Annotated in this window: 15 protein-coding genes; 10 read left to right on the top strand and 5 right to left on the bottom strand. The window is 52.6% G+C overall.

Translation table 11 applies throughout. The features are described 5' to 3' along the window. Positions 1 to 79 precede the first annotated feature (79 nt). Positions 80 to 1849 (top strand): ABC transporter ATP-binding protein, encoded by a 1770-nt coding sequence (locus HYD27_RS20905; protein ID WP_219218365.1) that lies wholly within the window; start codon positions 80 to 82, stop codon positions 1847 to 1849. Next, on the top strand, positions 1846 to 3705 hold the full coding sequence (locus tag HYD27_RS20900; RefSeq protein WP_220101711.1) for an ABC transporter ATP-binding protein: 1860 nt from the start codon (positions 1846 to 1848) through the stop codon (positions 3703 to 3705). The genes HYD27_RS20905 and HYD27_RS20900 overlap by 4 nt, the downstream gene beginning before the upstream one ends. Positions 3706 to 4812: 1107 nt before the next feature. Here the strand turns inward: HYD27_RS20900 and HYD27_RS20895 are convergent. Continuing rightward, the gene (locus HYD27_RS20895; RefSeq protein ID WP_219218363.1) at positions 4813 to 5061 is read right to left on the bottom strand and encodes a DUF7667 family protein; all 249 of its coding nucleotides are present in this window, start codon (positions 5059 to 5061) and stop codon (positions 4813 to 4815) included. A gap of 276 nt (positions 5062 to 5337) precedes the next feature. Between HYD27_RS20895 and licT the strand changes: the two genes are divergently transcribed. The 3 genes from licT (at position 5338) to HYD27_RS20880 (ending at position 9739) form a co-directional block, all read left to right on the top strand. Next, entirely contained in the window at positions 5338 to 6183 is an 846-nt protein-coding gene (gene licT / locus HYD27_RS20890) for a BglG family transcription antiterminator LicT (RefSeq protein ID WP_219218362.1), read from the top strand. 194 nt (positions 6184 to 6377) lie between these two features. After that, positions 6378 to 8231 carry a beta-glucoside-specific PTS transporter subunit IIABC gene (locus tag HYD27_RS20885; RefSeq protein ID WP_219218361.1) on the top strand — a complete coding sequence of 618 codons (1854 nt, stop codon included), beginning with the start codon at positions 6378 to 6380 and terminating at the stop codon, positions 8229 to 8231. Positions 8232 to 8281: 50 nt separating this feature from the next. Beyond that, positions 8282 to 9739 (top strand): glycoside hydrolase family 1 protein, encoded by a 1458-nt coding sequence (locus tag HYD27_RS20880; RefSeq protein WP_219218360.1) that lies wholly within the window; start codon positions 8282 to 8284, stop codon positions 9737 to 9739. 868 nt (positions 9740 to 10607) lie between these two features. On the opposite strand, the gene HYD27_RS20875 is transcribed toward HYD27_RS20880, so the two are convergent. Then, complete coding sequence (locus tag HYD27_RS20875; protein ID WP_219218359.1) at positions 10608 to 11648, bottom strand: HD-GYP domain-containing protein; 1041 nt, start codon at positions 11646 to 11648, stop codon at positions 10608 to 10610. An 88-nt stretch (positions 11649 to 11736) separates the two neighbouring features. Beyond that, on the bottom strand, positions 11737 to 12450 hold the full coding sequence (locus HYD27_RS20870; RefSeq protein WP_219218358.1) for a molybdenum cofactor biosynthesis protein: 714 nt from the start codon (positions 12448 to 12450) through the stop codon (positions 11737 to 11739). A 156-nt stretch (positions 12451 to 12606) separates the two neighbouring features. Here HYD27_RS20870 and HYD27_RS20865 point away from each other — a divergent pair, with 156 nt between their 5' ends. From HYD27_RS20865 to HYD27_RS20845, 5 genes are all read left to right on the top strand, one after another. Next, positions 12607 to 14055 (top strand): bifunctional metallophosphatase/5'-nucleotidase, encoded by a 1449-nt coding sequence (locus tag HYD27_RS20865; protein ID WP_219218357.1) that lies wholly within the window; start codon positions 12607 to 12609, stop codon positions 14053 to 14055. Positions 14056 to 14121: 66 nt separating this feature from the next. Beyond that, positions 14122 to 14949 (top strand): undecaprenyl-diphosphate phosphatase, encoded by an 828-nt coding sequence (locus tag HYD27_RS20860; RefSeq protein ID WP_219218356.1) that lies wholly within the window; start codon positions 14122 to 14124, stop codon positions 14947 to 14949. Between the two features lie 111 nt (positions 14950 to 15060). Further along, positions 15061 to 16164 (top strand): HD-GYP domain-containing protein, encoded by a 1104-nt coding sequence (locus HYD27_RS20855; protein WP_219218355.1) that lies wholly within the window; start codon positions 15061 to 15063, stop codon positions 16162 to 16164. 253 nt (positions 16165 to 16417) lie between these two features. Then, positions 16418 to 17554 (top strand): radical SAM/CxCxxxxC motif protein YfkAB, encoded by a 1137-nt coding sequence (gene yfkAB, locus HYD27_RS20850; RefSeq protein WP_219218354.1) that lies wholly within the window; start codon positions 16418 to 16420, stop codon positions 17552 to 17554. Positions 17555 to 17602: 48 nt separating this feature from the next. Beyond that, positions 17603 to 18931, top strand: coding sequence for a hemolysin family protein (locus HYD27_RS20845; protein WP_219218462.1), 1329 nt, complete (start codon positions 17603 to 17605; stop codon positions 18929 to 18931). A 278-nt stretch (positions 18932 to 19209) separates the two neighbouring features. Here HYD27_RS20845 and HYD27_RS20840 read toward each other — a convergent pair whose 3' ends face one another. Together HYD27_RS20840 and HYD27_RS20835 are read right to left on the bottom strand one after the other, a co-directional pair. Beyond that, positions 19210 to 19650, bottom strand: a complete 441-nt coding sequence (locus tag HYD27_RS20840) for a hypothetical protein (RefSeq protein WP_219218353.1) — start codon at positions 19648 to 19650, stop codon at positions 19210 to 19212. After that, positions 19650 to 19856, bottom strand: a complete 207-nt coding sequence (locus HYD27_RS20835) for a helix-turn-helix transcriptional regulator (protein WP_219218352.1) — start codon at positions 19854 to 19856, stop codon at positions 19650 to 19652. The genes HYD27_RS20840 and HYD27_RS20835 overlap by 1 nt, the downstream gene beginning before the upstream one ends. Between the last annotated feature and the right edge of the window lie 465 nt (positions 19857 to 20321).

Genomic DNA, 20321 nt, shown 5'->3' with positions numbered 1-20321 from the left:
GAAGCGAGCTTTACTTCGTAAAGCCAAGAGTATGCTTACGAAGCGAGCTTTACTTCGTAAAGCTTTTAGGAGGAGAGATATGGATGTTCTCAGGCAACTGCGGGGCTTTTATCGGGAGAAGCTGCACTATCTGATTCTGTCGATTTTTTGTTTGGCTGCCGCAACTGCAGTGGGGCTTATTACCCCCAATTTGTTAAGACGTTTGATTGATGACGTGATTGTTCCAATGAAGTTCACCGAGGTGCCCGTCTTGGCTCTCAGCGTATTGGCTGTAGTTTTTGTTAAGGCTTGCCTGCAGTTCGCCCATGGTTTTTTTGGAGGACGGCTGGGCAACTTTCTGGCCTACCGGCTGCGCAATGCCTGCTATGAGAAGCTGCAATTCCTGTCTTTCCGCTATTATGATACCGCCAAGACAGGTGATTTGATGTCCCGGCTGACCGGGGACCTTGAGGCAATCCGGCTGTTTATCGGCTTCGGATTTGCCCAACTGCTGAATGTGTTTTTTATGGTATTGTTCGGCTCCATTATGATGTTCACGATCAATTGGCAGCTTACACTGGTCACATTGATTACAATGCCGTTTCTGGCGGCAGTCGCCTTCAGATTCGAATCAAAGATTCATCCGGCCTTTCAGGAGATGCGGCTTGCGCTCAGCTCTCTCACAACGGCTGTCCAGGAGAATGTCACCGGTGTGCGGACCGTCAAATCGTTTGCCAGAGAGGCCTACGAGGTAGAAAAGTTCTCCCACCGTAATGAACGCTATAAGGATAATCAGATTTTTGCCGCCGGGCTGTGGAGCAAGTTTTTTCCGGTGATGGAGCTGCTGGCTTCAGTCAGCGTGGCGATATTGCTCGGGGTTGGCGGAACGCTGGTCATCAAGGGACGTATGTCGCTTGGTGAGCTGGTAGCCTTTTTCAGCTTAATCTGGTATATTATCGGCCCTGTTTGGGGGCTTGGCTTCCATATCAATAACTATACGCAATCCAAAGCTTCCGGGGAACGTGTGCTTGAGGTGCTTAACCAGCATATCGATGTGAAGGATAAGGAGAATGCCCGCGAGCTTGAGGCAGCAGAAGTGAAGGGTGAGGTAGTCTTTGATCACGTGACGTTTGCCTACGGCAACAAGATGCCGGCGGTCAAGGATATTCATTTCAAGGCAAAGCCGGGGGCGGTCATCGGGTTCCTTGGCGGTACCGGCTCCGGGAAGTCGACGATTATCCAACTGATGATGCGCGCCTACGATGTGAATAAAGGCAGCATCACTCTGGATGGTGTGGATATCCGTGAATATAATGTCCGCAGCCTGCGGGCGCAGATTGCCACGGTGTTTCAGGAAACATTCCTGTTCTCCTCCTCCATCCGCAACAATATTTCGTACGGCCTGAAGAATGTCAGCATGGATGAGATTATCCGTGCCGCACAATTGGCGAAGGCTCATGATTTTATCATGGAAATGCCGGAAGGCTACGATACGGTGGTTGGCGAACGGGGAATGGGCCTCTCGGGCGGACAGAAGCAGCGGATCGCCATTGCAAGGGCGCTGCTTAAAAACCCGCGCATCCTGATTCTCGACGATGCCACCAGTGCCGTCGATATGGAGACCGAGCATGAGATTCAGGCCGGGTTCCAGGAGGTTATGCGCGGGCGGACCACCCTGATTATTGCCCACCGGATTTCCTCGCTCCGGCATGCTGATCAGATTATTGTCATGAATGAGGGGAATATGGTTCAGCAGGGCACCCACCACGAGCTGATTGAGGTTCCCGGTCCATACCAGGACGTCTACCGGATTCAATACGCGGATTATCTGGCCAGGGACAACGGAAGAGGGGCAGGTGACCCGGCATGAAGCTGGAAACCAATCAAGGAAAAGCTGCAAAGATAAAGCAAAGCACGGCTGAGGAGCAGATACTTGACGAGCGCTTCGTGTACAAGGACGATGACGTAATCGATAAGGCGTTCGACTGGAAGCAGTTCACCAGACTGTTCGGCTATATGAAGCCTTATGCGAAACAGATGCTGCCGCTGGTATCCATAATGATGATCCTCGGCACCATTACGAAGCTGACGGTTCCTTACCTGACCAGTATGGCGATTGATAAGGCGATTGCCCCCAAGTCGGGAAATCCCAGCTTAACCCTGCTGTACACTTTGACGGCCAGTGTAATTGTTCTCTATCTGATCCAGTGGATTGCAGGGGTCTACCGGATCAAATATACGAATATAATTGGGCAACGAGTCATTTATGATCTCCGTTCAGACCTGTTCCGGCATATTCAGAAGCTTTCCTTCAACTTTTTTGATAAGCGTCCGGCAGGCTCGGTGCTGGTCCGGGTAACCAATGATATCAACTCCCTGCAGGATTTGTTCACGAACGGGGTCGTCAACCTGATGATCGACTGTGTGCAGCTGCTCGGCATCATGGTCATTCTGCTGCTGATTAACTGGAAGCTGGGGCTTGCGGTAATGATTACTGTGCCGATTATGTTCTTTATTTCCACCAAGCTGCGCCAGAAGATCCGGATCGCCTGGCAGGATGTGCGGATGAAGAACTCGCGGATCAATTCCCATCTGAACGAGTCGATTCAGGGGATTCGAGTGACCCAGGCCTATACCCAGGAACAGGAAAATATGAACTATTTCGACGCCATGAACATGGACAGCCGGAAATCCTGGAACAAGGCCTCGGCGATGAACCAGGCGTTTGGGCCGATTATCGAAATAACAGGCGGCTTCGGCACGATGATTCTTTTCTGGTTCGGGGCCTACCTGATCCAGACCGGCGATCTTACGGTGGGGTTCCTGGTAGCGTTCAGCACCTATGTAAGCAATTTCTGGGACCCGATCAACCGTCTGGGCCAGATGTACAATCAGCTGCTGGTGGCGATGGCTTCCTCGGAACGGATTTTTGAGTACCTGGATGAGCAGCCTGCCGTTCAGGACAGACCGGGAGCAATGCCGCTGCCGAAGATTAAGGGCGACATCAAATTCAGCAAAGTAGTCTTCGAATACGAAAAAGGCCGGGCGGCGCTGAAAGGCATCGATCTCGACGTCAAGGCCGGCCAGTCGATCGCCCTTGTCGGGCATACCGGCTCCGGCAAAAGCACCATCATTAACCTGATCGGCCGGTTCTATGATATCAAGAGCGGAAGCATCACTATCGACGGCAAAGATACGCGTGAGGTTACGCTGCAGAGTCTGCGCGAACAGATCGGGATCGTGCTGCAGGATACGTTCATTTTCTCGGGGACGATCCGCGATAATATCCGCTTCGGGCGGCTGGATGCTACGGACCAGGAGGTTGAGGATGCGGCCAAGGCAGTCGATGCGCATGATTTCATCAGCAATCTGCCCGGCGGTTACGAGACTGAGGTCGAGGAACGCGGCAGTGCGCTCTCCATGGGCCAGCGGCAGCTGCTGTCCTTCGCCCGGGCGCTGCTGGCCAATCCGCGGATTCTGATTCTGGATGAGGCCACAGCGAGCATTGATACCGAGACGGAGATCAAGATTCAGGAGGCGCTGAAGATTCTGCTCCAGGGCCGGACCTCCTTCATCGTTGCCCACCGGCTGTCGACCATCCGCCATGCGGATAAAATCGTCGTGCTTGATCACGGCGAGATTAAGGAAGAAGGCACCCACGCCGAGCTTACGGCACACGACGGAATCTACAACGGTTTAATCGAAGCGCAATTCCGCTTCCTGTAGCATGAACAGCAGCAGCCCCTTCCGGCACGTTCCAGTGCGGAAGGGGCTGTTTTTTTAGAAGATAAGAATTTATAGGTTTTGGGGTCCCGCAAAGTAGCTGAGTCATCATCGAAGCCAAGGCCCCACTGTGTGGGGGTATATTGAAATATAAGACACCCATGCCGCTGCGCGGCACCACTGAGGAATGAAATATCGCTGCGGCCGCGTGATTAGAGGGCAGAATTTATATGTTTCACACTATCCATTATCCTTCTATTTTTGGAGAAACAGGTGCCGCCTTTTTCAGAGGACGGCGAAGCCGTTTCTTCTTGCACATGCTGCTATTCCACTTGATGTCCGGCGAATAATGGACCTCTATGATCAACTGACTACGGAGGGTCTGCCTCCTGTATTGCCGCCAGCGGCGGAGCCGCAGGAAGCAACGGCAGTACAGCAGCAGTGGCGGCAGAGGGGGATGCAAGAGTCAGCAGCAGGTTGCATTGAAGAAGCAGGCAGCACGGCGTTGTAAAGCGTGGAGCAACGGGACGCAGGATGCGGCTGGCATGGGACAGTTACTGTTTTATCTCGTTGTTATAAGTATTCAAGTGTATTTAAGTGGAAAAAGTAAACCTAATGATAGGTTAATCATCGATTTCACAGCACCTAAGTGGAAAAAGTAAAACTAAATAGGTGCTCTGAATCAGATGGTAGTGTTTTACTTGATTAAGTGTACAATTTCCCACTAGCTCGCCGCAGCAAGCTGATTTTGATGGGCGGCCGCCAGGCAGGCTTAGCAATGAACGTATTCTACCTGCTGTAGGGCCTTCACCTAATCCGTTCAGCGTGATCCCCCGCATGCCAATGTGACCGCCCGGTCCCCGGCGAACCCGGCAAACTTCGGCGAAACGGCAGCCGCCTCTTTCAGAGGACGGCAAAGCCGTTCCTACTTGTTAATACAGCGATTTGAAGAATATTTCTCCACGGACGAAGCGGCTGCATTTACTGCAGTTAAAAAGGCATGAAATAGCAACAATTCATATAAGGGCAGAATGCCCGGCAGTTTTTCGTAAAATTGGGGTCTGGTGTAACGATCGTTCTCTTATTGCAGCACAGTTGCAGATTCTGCCGTCACTTGGGCCGTTTGCCCGCTTTGCCGGTCACCCGGACCTCGTACATTTGCGCGCTGATCTCCTGCTGCCACCGGGCATCATTTGTATGGGCGGCCAGCACAGCCTCATTGTTGAGCCGCGCCATTTCCCAGCAGTACATGGCGTTAGCCTGCAGGCAATGCCGCTGTTCCGTTTCTTCATCGCCTGTCAGCGGCCGCTGACGGCTTAGCGTGTACAGCTCTGCAAGTCGCTGATGAATGGCAAGCATTTTTACCTCCTTGATCCTTCTGATTTCTGCTGCTGCTATCAGCCTCGCCATGGAAGGAGCAATTCAAACTCTGCGGCTCGCAAGTCATAAAATTTTTATGAAATCAAAAACAAAAATCTTGTAATCGCTTTTTTTTATGCTACAATAACAGTAATACAGGATTGTGACCGGTAACGCGGGCAATGCCTAAGCTGATTCGAATATCATTTTTGTTAATGATATTGGGATCAACTTAGGCTTTTTTTGTACAAACTACGTGATGGGGGGTGATTGTAGATGATTATTGAGAAGGTGCTCAACAACAATGTGCTGCTGACGAAGAATCAGAAGGGCAAGGAAGTTATCGTGATGGGCAGAGGCATATCCTTCAATAAAGCGGCAGGCGATTATGTGGACCCGGCCAAGGTGGATAAGATCTTCCTGCTGAACGAAAACGAATTCACGGCGCGGCTGACCGAGCTGCTGAACGATATTCCAGTGGCCCATCTGGAGCTGGCGAATGAAATCGTATCCTATGCAAACGGAATTCTGGGTACTGAGCTCAGCGATAATTTATATCTGACCCTGACGGACCATATCCATTTTGCCGTCCAGCGTTTTGAGAAAGGGATTACGCTCAAGAATGCGATGCTGTTCGAAATCAGGCGCTTTTACAAGAAGGAATTCGCCATCGGGCTGGATGTGCTGCAATTTATAGAGAGGGCTACCGGATTTGCGTTGGGCGAGGATGAAGCGGGCTTCATCGCCCTGCATCTGGTGAACGCGAGGATGGACGGCAATGAGATGAAGTCCACGATGAAGATGACGGAGATTGTCCAGAATATACTCAACATTGTCACGTACCATTATAAGGTGGTGCTGGATGAGAGCTCGCTGAATTATTCGCGGTTTCTGACTCATTTGCAGTATTTTTCGATGCGGGTGCTGAAGAAGGAGAGCAACAACAGCGGCGAGGATTTCCTGTACAATCAGGTCAGGCAGACATATGTCAAGGCTTTTGAATGCGCAAGCAAAATCAATGATTATTTGGAAAAAACGTATGCCCAGAGCCTCAGCAAGGACGAATACGTCTATCTGACGATCCATATCCAGCGTGTCACGGAGCGTAACAGCCTGGAATAACCAGCGGCAAAGCGGCAATGCAAAGGGTGCAGGAGGCGGACAATTAAATAAACGATCATCTGACAGGGTGTTACTGGTAAGGCAGGCAAAACCTGAACTGATGGCAAAATGGGCGTGTATTGAGGTGTCCTTTTGCCGTGAGTTCAGGTTTTTCTTGTAAAATCACATCCATCCAATTCAAAGGAGCAAACGATATGAGCAATCTTTCCAAGGAAATTATTACACTGGTTGGCGGAGAGTCCAATGTGAATTCGGTATTCCACTGTGCCACACGGTTAAGATTCAAGCTGAAGGACAACGCAAAGGCGGACAAAGCAGCACTTGAAAAAACACCGGGTGTCATTACAGTAGTCGAGAACAGCGGCCAGTTTCAGGTCGTCATCGGCAACAACGTCAGTCAAGTCTTTGAACAGATTATGAAGGAAACCTCTCTGCAGGATGCGGAGAAAAACGGCAAAGATGACGATTCCTCCGCAAGTACAGGTGTTCTGGGCAAGGCAGTGGATGTTATCTCCAGTATTTTTTCGCCTTTACTCGGGGCATTGGCAGGTGCAGGATTACTAAAGGGGCTGTTGGCGTTAATCCTGTCGCTGGAATGGATCAGCGCGGCAAGCGGCACCTACCTGATCCTAAATGCGGCGTCGGACAGCGTGTTCTATTTCCTGCCGGTGTTTCTGGCGGTAACGGCGGCACGGAAGTTCAAAGCCAATCAATTTGTCTCTATAGCAGTGGCCGGAGCACTCATCTATCCGTCGGTCATCGCTGCTGTTGGCTCTACAGAATCACTCAACTTCCTGGGGATACCGATTGTACTGGTCAACTATTCCTCCAGTGTCATTCCGATTATTCTGGCGGTGTGGGTACAGTCTTATGTAGAGAAAGGGTTCCGCTCCATTATCCATGAATCGGTTCGCAATATTCTGGTTCCGATGTTTGCACTGCTGATTGTTATTCCTTTGACGTTCTTGGCGTTTGGACCTGTGGGCTCGCTGATCAGCGAAGGCTTGGCTTCCGGGTACACCTGGCTGTATAATCTCAGCCCGCTTGTCGCCGGGGCTATCGCCGGGGCGTTCTGGCAGGTATTTGTTATTTTCGGCGTTCACTGGGGCTTTGTACCGGTTATGCTCAGCAATATTGCCACACTAGGCTACGACACGATGCTGCCGATTCTGGCCGCCGCTGTTCTCTCACAGGCCGGTGCCGTATTCGGCGTGTTCCTGAAGTCCAAGAATACGCAGTTAAAAGCTTTGGCCGGATCTTCCACGCTGGCTGCTGTATTCGGGATCACCGAACCAACAATTTACGGTGTTACCCTTAAACTTAAAAAGCCGTTCATTTATGCTTGTATCTCAGGGGCAGTCGGGGGGGCGGTTATCGCTGTGGGCGGTGCCAAAGCCATTGCCTTCTCTTTGCCGGGGCTCCTTGCGCTGCCAACCTATTTCGGGACCGGATTTGCCTGGGCGGCTATCGGGATTGCAGTGGCTTTTGTGCTGGCCGTTATTCTGGTGTACGTGCTTGGGTTCGACGATCCTGAAACAGCCGCTGCGGAGAAGGCATCCGAACCGGCTGCGAAGCAGGAGGCTACCCGGATCGGCAATGAGCAGATCGCCAGCCCGTTGACGGGAGCGCTGCAGCCGCTGGAGAGCTTGCCCGATGAAGCCTTTGCGTCCGGAGCCATGGGGCAGGGCATTGTCATTGAGCCTTCTTCCGGTGTGCTGACTTCACCTGTGAAGGGAATTGTGACCACCGTATTCCCAACGGGACATGCGATTGGCATTACCTCTGAAGGCGGTGCGGAGCTGCTGATCCATGTGGGCGTCAACACGGTGAAGCTGAAGGGGAAGCATTTTGAGAAAAAGGTGCAGGAAGGAGACAGGGTCGAACAGGGCCAGCTGCTGCTGGAGTTCGATGTGGATGCGATCCGTGCAGCGGGATTCGTAACGGCAACACCTGTCATTGTGACCAATGCTGCCGGTTATCTGGATGTTCTGAAGAACACGGGCACTGAAGTAACAAGCGGCGAGCTTTTGTTAACACTAATACACTAGAAGCAGGCAAGCCCGATAAATCATGCAAGAGAAGGGAAGGGAATGCAATAATGACTGCAATCAGCAAAGGATTTCCGGCAAACTTTCTATGGGGCGGCGCAACCGCCGCAAATCAGCTCGAAGGCGCTTATGATGCAGACGGCAAAGGCTTGTCCAGTGCCGATATGGTCGCTTATGTGCCCAAGGCCGAGCGCAATAATGATCATGCGATAGAAATCACCTCCGGGCGGATCGGACAGATTCTGTCCGGAGAGTTCAAAGCGCGCTTCCCTAAGCGCGAGGGGGTGGATTTCTATCACCGCTATAAGGAGGACATTGCCTTATTTGCCGAGATGGGCTTCAAGGTCTTCCGCCTGTCGATCAACTGGGCGAGGATTTTCCCGAATGGCGACGATGCCGGACCCAATGAAGCCGGCTTGCAGTTCTATGACAATGTATTTGATGAGCTGCATAAATACGGGATTGAGCCGCTGGTCACTCTGGCCCATTACGAGACACCGCTGGGTCTGACGCAGAAGTACAACGGCTGGGCCGCGCGCGAAGTCATCTCATGCTTTACCCGTTATGCGGAGACAGTGTTCCGCCGCTATAAGGATAAAGTGAAATACTGGATTACCTTCAATGAGATCAACATGATGACATTAAGTCCCTTTACCGGGGGCGGGATTGTGATCGACCGGGCGGAGAATAAGCTGCAGACGATCTATCAGGCGCTTCATCACCAATTCGTGGCGAGCGCGCTGGCAACCAAGCTGGTGCATGAGATTATTCCGGGATCGCAAATGGGCTGCATGCTGGCCCGGATGGAGAGCTATGCCAATACCTGCAATCCTGAGGATGTGCGGCTTAACCAGCAGGAAAACCAGATGAATCTGTATTTCACAGATGTGCACGCACGCGGTGAATATCCGAAGTATATGGACCGATTTTTTGCCGAAAATCATGTGGTTCTCCACAAGGAGCCGGGCGACGATGAAATTCTGAAGCTGCACACTGTGGACTATGTGGCATTCAGCTACTACATGACGCTGACCGTATCGGCCAGTCCCGAAGGGGAGCGGGCGCAGGGCAACCTGTTCGGCGGCGTGAAGAATCCGTATCTGAAGGCCTCGGAATGGGGCTGGCAGATCGACCCGATCGGGCTGCGGATTATGCTGAACACGATGTACGACCGCTACCGGAAGCCTTTGTTTATTGTGGAAAACGGCCTCGGCGCATATGATAAGGTGGAAGCCGACGGCTCGGTCCATGACAGCTACCGCATTGATTACCTTCGCCAGCATATCGCCCAGATGAAGGAAGCCGTTCTCGACGGCGTAGAACTGATCGGCTACACAAGCTGGGGACCGATTGATCTCGTGAGCATGTCCACCTCGGAGATGTCGAAGCGCTACGGGTTTATCTACGTGGATCTGGATGACGAGGGCAGAGGAACGCTGAACCGTTCGAGAAAGGATTCCTTCCACTGGTACAAAAAAGTCATCGCCAGCAACGGCGGGGAGCTGTAAGAACAGCGCGCAAGCTGCTGCGGCTGTAATTGCGCCAGGCATTTGATCCGGCCCGCCAGCGGAAATTATCCGCTAATCGGATTACCCGGAGATCCGGAGCCTTAATGTAAAATGAGTATATTCATTACTGACAGTCCAGATCATTTCCCGAAAAATAACAGGAGAGTCCCTAACCGTTTCCGGCGGGGGGCTCTCCTGTTTGCCTGTATAATTGCGGATTTTCAATGCTGCTGCGGCATTTGTTGAACATTCAGCCGCTATGGATTCTCCATACTCCGGCCCCTTGGAGAATCTCCCGGGAGCTGACAGCGCAGTTGCAAGCATTGGGCCACCGGCCTTCGTGCAGCAAAGCACCGAAGCGCCTGCTCTCCACGCACAGTGAAGCTATGTAGCGCCTGCTCTCCGCCGCAGTTAAGCCTTGAAGCCCCCGCCCTTTGCGCAGCAAAGCAGGGAGCTTCAAGGCGGGCTTAACGCGGCGAAGCGCCTGCTGCTCACCGCCGCAGTTAAGCTTTGAAGCTCCCGCCCTTTGCGCAGCAAAGCAGGGAGCTTCAAGGCGGGCTTAACGCGCCAAAGCGCCTGCTGCTCACCGCCGCAGTTAAGCCTTGAAGCTCCCGCCCTTTGCGCAGCAAAGCAGGGACTTCAAGGCGGGCTTAACGCGGCGAAGCGCCTGCTGCTCTCCGCCGCAGTTAAGCTTTGAAGCTCCCGCCCTTTGCGCAGCAAAGCAGGGAGCTTCAAGGCGGGCTTAACGCGCCGAAGATTCCATCTTGTCCGCCACAGACGCAGGTTTCCGCCAAGCTTCCGGGTGTCCAGAGGGTGGAACCCTTGGGGCCCTCCCTTGGCTAAGGGAGGGTTTGGGAGGGATCGGAAATCATTCCATGTATATCTCCACCACCGCAATCTTGCGCTCGCGGGACAGGTCAAGGAATTGGCCTTCGATCTGCACCAGCGGCCGGAAAACGTCCAGAGGATTGTTCATGATGATTACACCTAAGTCACCGGTGCTGAGCAGGACACGCTTTCCAATGAAATTGGGCATTAGATGCTGGATGAAGGCTTGTACCGGCTTGCCGTTCAGCTTGCCGAAGCTGAGCGTATTGATTTCACGCAGTACGGAAATCAGCTCTTGCTTGGATTGATAGATCCGGTGGGAGGTCATGGCACTGTATATGTCAGCTACAGCGGCAATCTGGGAATAAGGGTGAATATCCTCTTTGGTCAGGTTATGCGGATACCCGGAACCGTCTTCACGTTCATGATGCTGAAGTGCGACCAGGGCAGTGTAGGGGTCATCCATGGAATTGCGGATAATTTCATAGCCATAAATCGTATGTAGTTTGACTTCGTCAAATTCTGCCGCTGTCAGCTTGCCCGGCTTGTTCAGAATGTCAGGTGAAATCCGGCATTTGCCGATGTCGATCAGATAGCCGGCCCGGCCGATTTCGTAGCACTCCTTCTTGGAATATCCAAGCCATGATGCTATATAATAAGACAGCATACCTACCTGCAGGGAATGGTTATAGGTATAATTGTCTTCCCGGTCAAGCAGCAGCAATAAGGTGACTACATCCTTGTGCTTGTCCAAGGATGCGAGCGAGGGCTGCAGAATGTCATCCACGACCGACTGGTTGAAGCTGCCCTTCGTCAAGGCTTCCATATATACAGATTCAAAGCCGTCAATCATGGTATCAAAATTGCCCGCGGCGGCCTGAATGATGGAATATCTGCTTGAAGGGGCAGGCGCCTCCTGGATGGTTTCAATATCAACGTAATCTACTCCATGCTGCATCAGCTTTGCAATCTCTTCGATTTGGAGTTGTGATCCTTTGGGCAATACATGCAGCCCTCTTGAGCTAAAGGTATCCATCCGCAGGTAATCACCCGGTTTCAGGTCCGATACGTGTACTCTCAATGACTATGCCACCTTACTTTAGCGATTTTTTCCAGCATAGCAACAAAGCCGGGATTATTCAATAGTTTGAAATGTTAACCGGCAAAGTTCACGGGCTGCGGTATTCCTTGGCTTTGGGATCAGAGCCAAGCCATTGTTCTCCGGAGCCGCCGATGTCTTTTTTCCATACGGGCACCGAGGCCTTCAGCCTTTCAATGGCATGCCGGCTGGCTTCGTAACAGGTATCGCGGTGAGGCGCGGACACGGCGATCATTACACTGGCTTCCTTGAGGCCTACGTGCCCGATACGGTGTGCAATGGCGCAGCGGGCATTCCACCGCTTCTCGACCTCGCTTCCGATTTCCTGCAGCTTGGAGAGGGCCATGGGGATGTACGCTTCATAATGAAGCGCCGTTGTGCGCTGGCTGCCGGTCATCTCCCGGGTAGTGCCGACAAAAAGCAGGGAAGCGCCGTGGTTTACGTCCAGCACTTTATCCAGCAGGGATTCCCCGTTCAGCGGCTGGCCGGTGATGATGAAGCGCCCGTCGGCGGTTTCCTGCACCTCTGCGGCCGGTTCTCCTCCGGACACGGGAGGGATAAGCGCAATCTCGGAAGCTTCGGAAATGGCAGAGTCATCCGGAGCATACTCGCGGTCAATGGCAACCAGTGATACCTTGATCTGTGGAGCCGCATCCGGATAGGCTGCAGAGAGCAGCTCCTTCAGCCTTCCGGCAGTAAGCGGAGTCTCATGGGAGTGAAAGGGCAGCGAGGAGGAGCCGATGACTTCGGCCAGACCGGCGAACAGACGGATTGTCAAATGCATGCTTGATTCACCTCTGAATGTATTGGATTTGGGGCTTTCAATAATGTTTCCAATATACCATATTGAGTCTGAAAATGTTATGCTAGGCACTATAAGATCATTGGGCCTGCCGCGAATATATATTACGGCTTTACAGGTGGGAGGGAAGCTTAGCGTATGGAGCCAGCAGCACAAAGACTGACACTGATTCACACTAATGACATACATAGCCACTTTGAGATGATGAGTCCCATTGCTGCGGAAATCGCCAAGCTGAAGGCAACCGCCGGGGAAGAGCCTGTGCTCTTGATGGATATAGGCGATCATATGGACCGGGCTGCAGTGGAAACCGAAGGCACTATGGGACAGGCGAATATCGATATGCTTAATCTGACCGGGTATGACGCCGTCACGATCGGCAACAATGAGGGGCTGACCTTTCCGCGGGAGGTCCTTTCTGCCCTGTATGCCGGCATTCAGTGTCCGGTGGTATGCTGCAACATTCTGGAGAGTTCTACCGGAGAACCGCCCGGCTGGATGAAGCGGCATGCGATCCTGGAAAAAGACGGCATCAAAATAGGCGTTACGGGAGCTACGGCAGCCTTCGACTCCTTCTATGCGCTGCTCGGCTGGGAGGCGCTGGACCCGGAGGCTGCGCTGCGCGGGCAATGCGAGCTTCTGGCTCCGCAAGTGGATCTCCTGGTGATCCTTTCCCATCTCGGGCTTCCGGCGGATCAGCGGCTGGCCGGGCAGCTTGAGGGAGTCCATGCCATTCTGGGCGGGCATACGCATCATCTGCTGGAGACGCCGCAGATTATTAACGGCACAGCTGTCTGCGGTGCCGGCAAATTCGGCCGTTATGTGGGACGGCTTATTTTTGAGCGGGCGGACAGCGGTAAAGCGTTCAAGCTGGTGAGCGGACAATGCTTCACCGTTGACCCTTCGCTCAGCGAGGATGTGATATCCCCTGCGGCGGCGCTGCATTTGCAGCGTGGACGTGAGGTGCTTCAAGAGACCGTAGCGATCACCGACCGTGAGCTGGCGCTGGATACGCAGGGGGAATCGCCCTTAGGCAACCTGCTGGCGCAGGCCGTCCGGCGCTTCGCGGGGACACCATTGTCCCTGGTCAACAGCGGACAGCTGCTTGGAGCCTTGCCGCAAGGCAATATTACGGCAGGGATGCTGCATGCGCTGTGCCCGTCTCCGATTAACGCCTGCATTATCCGGCTTAAGGGCAAGGATATCCGCACAGCCCTGGAGCAGAGCCTGAACGAAGAGTTCTTCAATAAGGCAATTTACGGCTACGGTTTCCGGGGGAAGCTGCTGGGCAGCCTTGCTGTGGACGGATTAAAAATCTTGTACGATCCAAGGGTCATGCCTTATGATAACGGTATTGCCGTTTGGGTCGGCGGGGAACCGCTGGACGACAAGGCCGTTTATTCCGTCGGAACACTGGACATGTTCACTTTCCGCATAGGATATGAGAGCATCGCGAATGGAACCGAGCCGTTGTATCTGCTTCCCCATTTCCTGCGGGATTTGCTGCGGATGGAGCTTCAACGGCCGGGAAGCCTTGAGGAATGCGGGGTTTCCCGATGGGAGACAGAGTCCGGCGAACCGCACTGACTTCGCTTGGCGTAAATTTCAGGATCGCCGCACCAGGCTTCATTTTCTCAAAATCAGGAGGATTATATGGACACAATTACAGCAATAATTCTGGCAATTGTAGAAGGCATAACTGAATTTATTCCGGTATCGTCCACGGGGCACATGATTCTGACCGCCAAGCTGCTCGGCTTTGACGAGCAGTCGCCCATTATGAAGACCTACGAGATTGTCATCCAGCTTGGGGCTATTCTGGCTATCGCGCTGGTATACCGCCAGCGGGTTCTGGATTTGCTGGGCATCGGGCGCAGCCGCATAGGCAGAGGCGGAGTGATGCCGGCCTCCAGACTGAATCTGATCCATGTCATTCTGGGGATCGTGCCGGCGCTTGCGGTAGCTTTTTTCGCCCGTGATTTCATTAAAAGCCTCTTTGGAGCCACCACCGTACTATGGGCGCTTGTCGCCGGCGGGATTCTGATGATTGTTGCGGAATGGGTGAACAGGCGGAAGATCCGCATTACCGCGCATGAGCTGGATGACCTGTCCTACGGGCAGGCGCTGGCGATTGGATTCTATCAGATTATTTCCGTGCTGTGGCCCGGATTCTCCCGGTCGGGATCGACGATCTCAGGGGGGATGCTCAGCGGAGTCAGCTACAAGGCTTCAGCGGATTTTTCGTTCCTTATTGCGATACCGATTATGTGTGCGGCGTCCGGCTATGAGCTGCTTGATTCCTATCAATATTTTACAAAGGATACGGTTTGGGATTTTGCAATCGGGTTTGTCATTTCATTTGTCGTCGCTTATGTGGTTGTGGTGGCGTTCATGAAGCTGATCCAGAAGATCAGACCGACCCATTTCGCAATCTACCGGTTTATTCTGGCTGCTGTATTCTGGCTGTTTATTATGCGTTAATCTGCAGAAGCTCTTGACTAGTCGCACAAGGCAACGGTATTTACACAGAGTGTCACCTGGGGGATTTGGAACAGAATAGCAATCTACCGTTAAGGGCAGGAGTGAGCCAAGGTGCGTCTAGTATCCGTGAATCGGCTTCAGGCGGGAATGAAGCTGGGTAAAAAAATATATAATGATGAAGGACTGGTCCTGCTCGCAGATGGCGTGGAGCTTACGGAGTCCCTGATCAAGCGGCTGGCCAGGATCGACATCGGCTATATCTATATAGAGGATGCCGTCACGGAGGATGTTGTGATTACCGGCATGCTGCAGGATGAGACGCGCAATCAGGCGCTCAAGGTCGTCAGAAGCCAGTTCCAGCAGATGTCCGGCGCTTCCGGCATTACCAAGGGCTTTTATCATCTGGACAAGAAATTCTCCAAGGTGATGGATTCCATCCTGGATGATCTGGCCACGCAGGAAGATCCCATGATTATGCTGCTTGATATGCACACGGCCGACAACTACCTGTATGTTCACTCCCTGAATGTCTGCCTGTACACGCTGGTGCTCGGAATTGCTTATGGCTACAGCAGGGAAGAGCTGCGGATTATCGGCCTGGGTGCGCTGCTGCATGATATCGGCAAAACGCAGATTCCCGTCAAAATCGTCCAGAAGCCCGGCATGCTCACGGACGAGGAATTCCGGCATATGCAGGCCCACACCGAAATCGGCTACCGGATTCTCAAGGATGAGCCGAATATCCCGCTGCTTGCGGCGCACTGCGCTCTGCAGCATCATGAGCGCATCGACGGCTCCGGTTATCCGCGCGGGCTGAAGGGGCCGCAAATCCATGAGTATGCCAAGTGGCTGGGCGTTGCGGACTCGTATGATGCCATGACCTCGAACCGGATCTACAAAAAGGCCATGCTGCCGCATCAGGCGGTAGAAGCACTGTATGTAGGCTCGGGAACGCTGTATGAACAGAAGCAGCTGGAGCTGTTCAGGGACCGTGTGGCGATCTATCCGCTGGGTCTGACGGTCAAGCTTAGTACGGGGGAGAGCGGTATTGTGGTCAAGATTGATCCTGCAATACCGCACAGGCCGGTAGTGCGTGTGCTGAGCGGCCCTGAAGGCGAACCCGTTGTTCCCTTTGAGCTTGATCTGGGCAATAAGCTTTCTGTAGTGATTGTGGATGTGAACGGTGAAGACGGGGCTGTGGTAAAAGCCACCTGACTCCCGGTTCGAAGCGAGGGTGGGAAACGGGCCGGCCGCAGACGCGGGGCTTCGTTGCCGCCGCGCTTTTTTTAGTTTGCGCAAGCTGAGCCTGATTTGAATTCCGGGTGCAAATCTGCGGGTGGAATGAGGCTTATAGCACCATCAGTGCAGTTTTTTGCCCAGTCGTGGTATGATATAGGGTAAGTTACCGTTCTTTTTCATTGTTTTTGGGTTAATAATAAGGAATACGCCTCGAAGGAGCACCAGGAAAATGAGTATACTAGAACCATCTTCAATGCCAATAAGGGAGCTGTCGCCAAGCTACGATCCATGGGACCCGATTACTTCACTGCGCAAGCATGGGCGCCATGTGCTGACCAGTGTAGAGATGACGGTTACCAATCTGTGCAATATGCGCTGTGAGCACTGTGCGGTTGGCGACAGCCTGACCATGAAAGAAGGAGAAATGCTGCCGCTTAAAAATATGCTGGACCGCCTGGAAGAGGTGGAGCATCTGCAGACGATCAGCATTACGGGCGGCGAGCCGATGTTCCGCGCCGGTACTGTGGAGAATACGATCGTGCCGCTGCTTAAATATGCCCGTGAGCGGGGCATCCGGTCGCAGATCAATTCCAACCTGACCATGCCTTACTCCCGTTATGAGCAGCTGCTGCCCTATTTGGATGTTATGCATATCTCCTTCAATTATGTGAACGGAGATGACTTTCATGAAGTGGGCTTCGCGAACAGCGGCCACCCCGTTCCGAAGGAAGCGGCATACCGGCTCTATGATACGATGCTGGAGAATTCCCGCCGCCTCAGCAGCGATGGCATGCTGATCTCTGCGGAATCCATGATTAATTACCGGACGCACAGGAAGCTGCCGGAAATCCATAAGCTGATTGGCGATATGGGGGCAAGGCGGCATGAGGTGCATCCGATGTATGCCTCCAGCTTTGCATCGAAGCTCCCTGTGCTGTCCCTGAAGGAAATGGGCGCAGCGATTCATGATCTGCTGGACCATCGTGATCCCGGTATGTGGATGCTGTTCGGCACGCTTCCGTTCTTCGCCTGCAGCCTTCTGGAGGAAGACCGGAAGCTTCTCCGCAGGTTGCGGAAGGAGAAGAACGTTACTCTGCGCAATGATCCGGACGGAAGAAACCGCGTGAATGTCAATTTGTTCACAGGAGATGTATTTGTCACGGATTTTGCCGACATTTCCGCCTTTGGCAACATTGGCAGCGCCAGGCTGGACGAACTCTTCGCCGATTGGCAGATGAAGCATCCGCTCAATCAGAAGGTCAACTGCCACTGTGATGAAGCCGGCTGCTGTGGTCCCAATCTTCTCGTAGCCGATATGTATTATCCGAAGGTTGATTTCAAAACAAGAAAAGCGATCACTCTGTAGAAATGAGGCGTTGTTATTGTGCATACGGAATTTGAAGTAGGGAGATTGATGCTCAATCTTTTGCTGGTTCTGGTGCTCGTATTGTTGAACGGCATCTTTGTCGCAGCGGAGTTCTCGCTCGTGAAGGTGAGGCAGTCGCGCCTGACGCAGCTGGTCAGCGAAGGCAACAAGATGGCCGGATATGCGCTGAAGGTCAACAAGAAGCTGGATGCCTATCTGTCGGCTACCCAGTTCGGGATTACACTCGCCTCGCTGGGGCTGGGCTGGGTGGGGGAACCGGCGATTTCCGAATTGCTGGTGGAGCCCCTGATGATACAGCTCGGCGTTACCGACCATACGTTAATATCCACGGTATCCGTGGTGATAGGCTTCTCGATCATTACCTTTTTACATATTGTGCTGGGCGAGCTGGCACCGAAATCCCTGGCAATCCAAAAAACCGAAGGCTCTGCGCTGCTGCTGTCCGCGCCGCTGATGTTCTTCTATAATTTGTTTCTGCCCTTCATCTGGGTGCTGAATGCTTCAGCCAATGCGCTTCTGAGGCTGGTGGGTGTAGAGCCGGCCAGTGAGGCCGAAGCGGCCCACTCGGAGGAGGAAATCCGCATTCTGATGAACCAGAGCGCCAAGAGCGGGGTCATTGACAAGGATGAGATGAAGCTGATGGACAACATCTTTGAATTCTCCGACCTGCTGGCCCGGGAAGTCATGCTTCCGCGTACAGATATGGATGTGTTATACAGCAATCTTTCTCTGGAAGAAAATATGCGGATTATTACGGAGACGAAGCATTCCCGGTATCCGGTCGCTTTTGAGGATAAGGACCGGATTATCGGCTTCATTCATATCACCGATCTGCTGTTCGCTGAGCCGGAGCAGCAGAACGACCTGGCATCGCTGGTCCGCCCGATCCTCAATGTGCCTGAATCCATGGAGATCAGCCATGCGCTGCGGCTTATGCAGAAGAATAAGGCCCAGCTTACACTGGTCGTCGACGAATACGGCGGGACGGCAGGGCTGCTCACGGCTGAGGAAATCCTGGAAGAAATTGTTGGCGACCTGCATGACGAGTTCGAGGATGAGCGTCCGAGTGTGGAACATAATGGGGAGTACATCTCGGTCGAGGGCCGCATGCTGATTGAGGATGTCAATGATCTCACCGGAGTGGTCATCGAAGATGACGAAGTGGATTCCATCGGCGGCTGGCTGTTCAAGGAGCTGGAAGGCAATCCGTCCAAAGGCAAGCGGGTAGTCGTTGGCGATGTCACCTTTGAGGTGGAGGAAGCCACGCGTCTGCGGATCACCCGAATCAACATCCACCGGGAAACGCCGTCAGTGACGGCTGAGGATGCTGAGGCCGCTGAAGAAGACAAAGAGTAAGCCGCAAAAAGCGCTGCATGGGAAATGAATTTCAGGCGGAGTGTTCCAAGAGCCGGGTAACAGGGCTGCTGGGGTACTCTGTTTTTTTAAAAGATAAGAATGTATAAGTGAAACTCGGGGGATCGCAAGTACATGACTTCAATTCATGCAACAGATGGATACTGCCGGATTAAAAAACATTGGCCCCCAAAATTTTAAACGGCGGCAGCTCTGAGCGGGAACTGCCGCTGTGTTGTTGAATTAACGTGTTCCGTTGTTTAATCGTGTTCTGCGAACCATCAGTGTTTATTCGTGTAATACTTCCACAGCGCAAAAAATACGATCAAAACAAATAGCAGGGTAGCCAGTAAGGTGTAGAATATCAAGGAATTGAAGAAACCTGCTATCACGGCAGCAATGGCCAGACCTACGAGAATTATGACTATGCTGAGCAAGCTGGCACTCTGGATAATCAGTCCGCTCCGCTCGTCGTTCTCCTCGATGTACAGCTTCTTCAGTTCTGCGTCATTTTTGCTGGCTTTAATGTACTTGGCGAGAAAAAAAACGAAGCCCAATTCAGCGCCGATAAAAGCACCTGTGTGAAATCCCTTTATAAAACTGGGCAATTCGGGCAGACCACCGCGGTAAAACACAAGTCCCACATAGATCAATAGCGTGGCAGCAACTATCAGTGACAGTGCGTTCCTGCGATTTTTAACTTGAATCTTGTAATTGTCCATTACAAATCCTCCACTTCGCTGAAATCAAAAACATCTTCAATGGTGAGTCCAAAATGCTTAGCAATCTTGTAGGCAAGAACAAGGGAAGCCGCATATTTTCCCGTTTCAAGGGAGGTGATGGTTTGCCGGGTAACGCCTACGATCAGCCCCAGCTCTTCCTGGGACAGCTTGTTCTGCTTGCGCAGTTCCGCAATTCTTGTCTTCAAGTGACCACTCTCCTGCAACGTTTACTTTGCATTTTTAGTATAGTTTGCTTTGCATTTTGTGTCAAGCATACTTTGCATTGTTTCCATAGGAATGGAACCGGAGAACCTGAACAAGCAGATGGAACGCAAGGAGGTTCATAGGGAACGGAAGCGAAGTGGAAAAAGTAACACTAATGGGCTGGAATTCTGGCGTGAACGGGCTTTAGTGGGATTTTGTACACTTCATGGAGGGCCACTCCCCCCATCCGGCTGATTTCAGCCGGATTAGTTGTACTTTTTCCAGGCCTGTTGATTAGCTAAATTATGGATGAGGAAAAACCAGATCGTTTGCTAAATAGACCCTCCATTCCACGGGTAAGGTTTGTAAACTAAACAAGCGACCAAAATCGGCAAACGTCAATCGGGCACTCCAATGAACCACCGTGTTTCCTTGGTCGAACAGGAACTTCAGCAATACGTAAACCA

Source organism: Paenibacillus sp. S150 (assembly GCF_019352175.1).
Lineage (GTDB): Bacteria > Bacillota > Bacilli > Paenibacillales > Paenibacillaceae > Paenibacillus_AQ.
This window is presented reverse-complemented; position numbering and strand designations above follow the sequence as displayed.

Coding starts and splice junctions, on each gene's coding strand:
- HYD27_RS20860 (WP_219218356.1), top strand. CDS start 14,122: ATGGACACAATTACAGCAATAATTCTGGCAATTGTAGAAGGCATAACT.
- HYD27_RS20885 (WP_219218361.1), top strand. CDS start 6,378: ATGAGCAATCTTTCCAAGGAAATTATTACACTGGTTGGCGGAGAGTCC.
- HYD27_RS20840 (WP_219218353.1), bottom strand. CDS start 19,650: ATGGACAATTACAAGATTCAAGTTAAAAATCGCAGGAACGCACTGTCA.
- HYD27_RS20865 (WP_219218357.1), top strand. CDS start 12,607: ATGGAGCCAGCAGCACAAAGACTGACACTGATTCACACTAATGACATA.
- yfkAB (WP_219218354.1), top strand. CDS start 16,418: ATGAGTATACTAGAACCATCTTCAATGCCAATAAGGGAGCTGTCGCCA.
- HYD27_RS20900 (WP_220101711.1), top strand. CDS start 1,846: ATGAAGCTGGAAACCAATCAAGGAAAAGCTGCAAAGATAAAGCAAAGC.
- HYD27_RS20895 (WP_219218363.1), bottom strand. CDS start 5,061: ATGCTTGCCATTCATCAGCGACTTGCAGAGCTGTACACGCTAAGCCGT.
- HYD27_RS20905 (WP_219218365.1), top strand. CDS start 80: ATGGATGTTCTCAGGCAACTGCGGGGCTTTTATCGGGAGAAGCTGCAC.
- HYD27_RS20870 (WP_219218358.1), bottom strand. CDS start 12,450: ATGCATTTGACAATCCGTCTGTTCGCCGGTCTGGCCGAAGTCATCGGC.
- licT (WP_219218362.1), top strand. CDS start 5,338: ATGATTATTGAGAAGGTGCTCAACAACAATGTGCTGCTGACGAAGAAT.
- HYD27_RS20845 (WP_219218462.1), top strand. CDS start 17,603: ATGCTCAATCTTTTGCTGGTTCTGGTGCTCGTATTGTTGAACGGCATC.
- HYD27_RS20880 (WP_219218360.1), top strand. CDS start 8,282: ATGACTGCAATCAGCAAAGGATTTCCGGCAAACTTTCTATGGGGCGGC.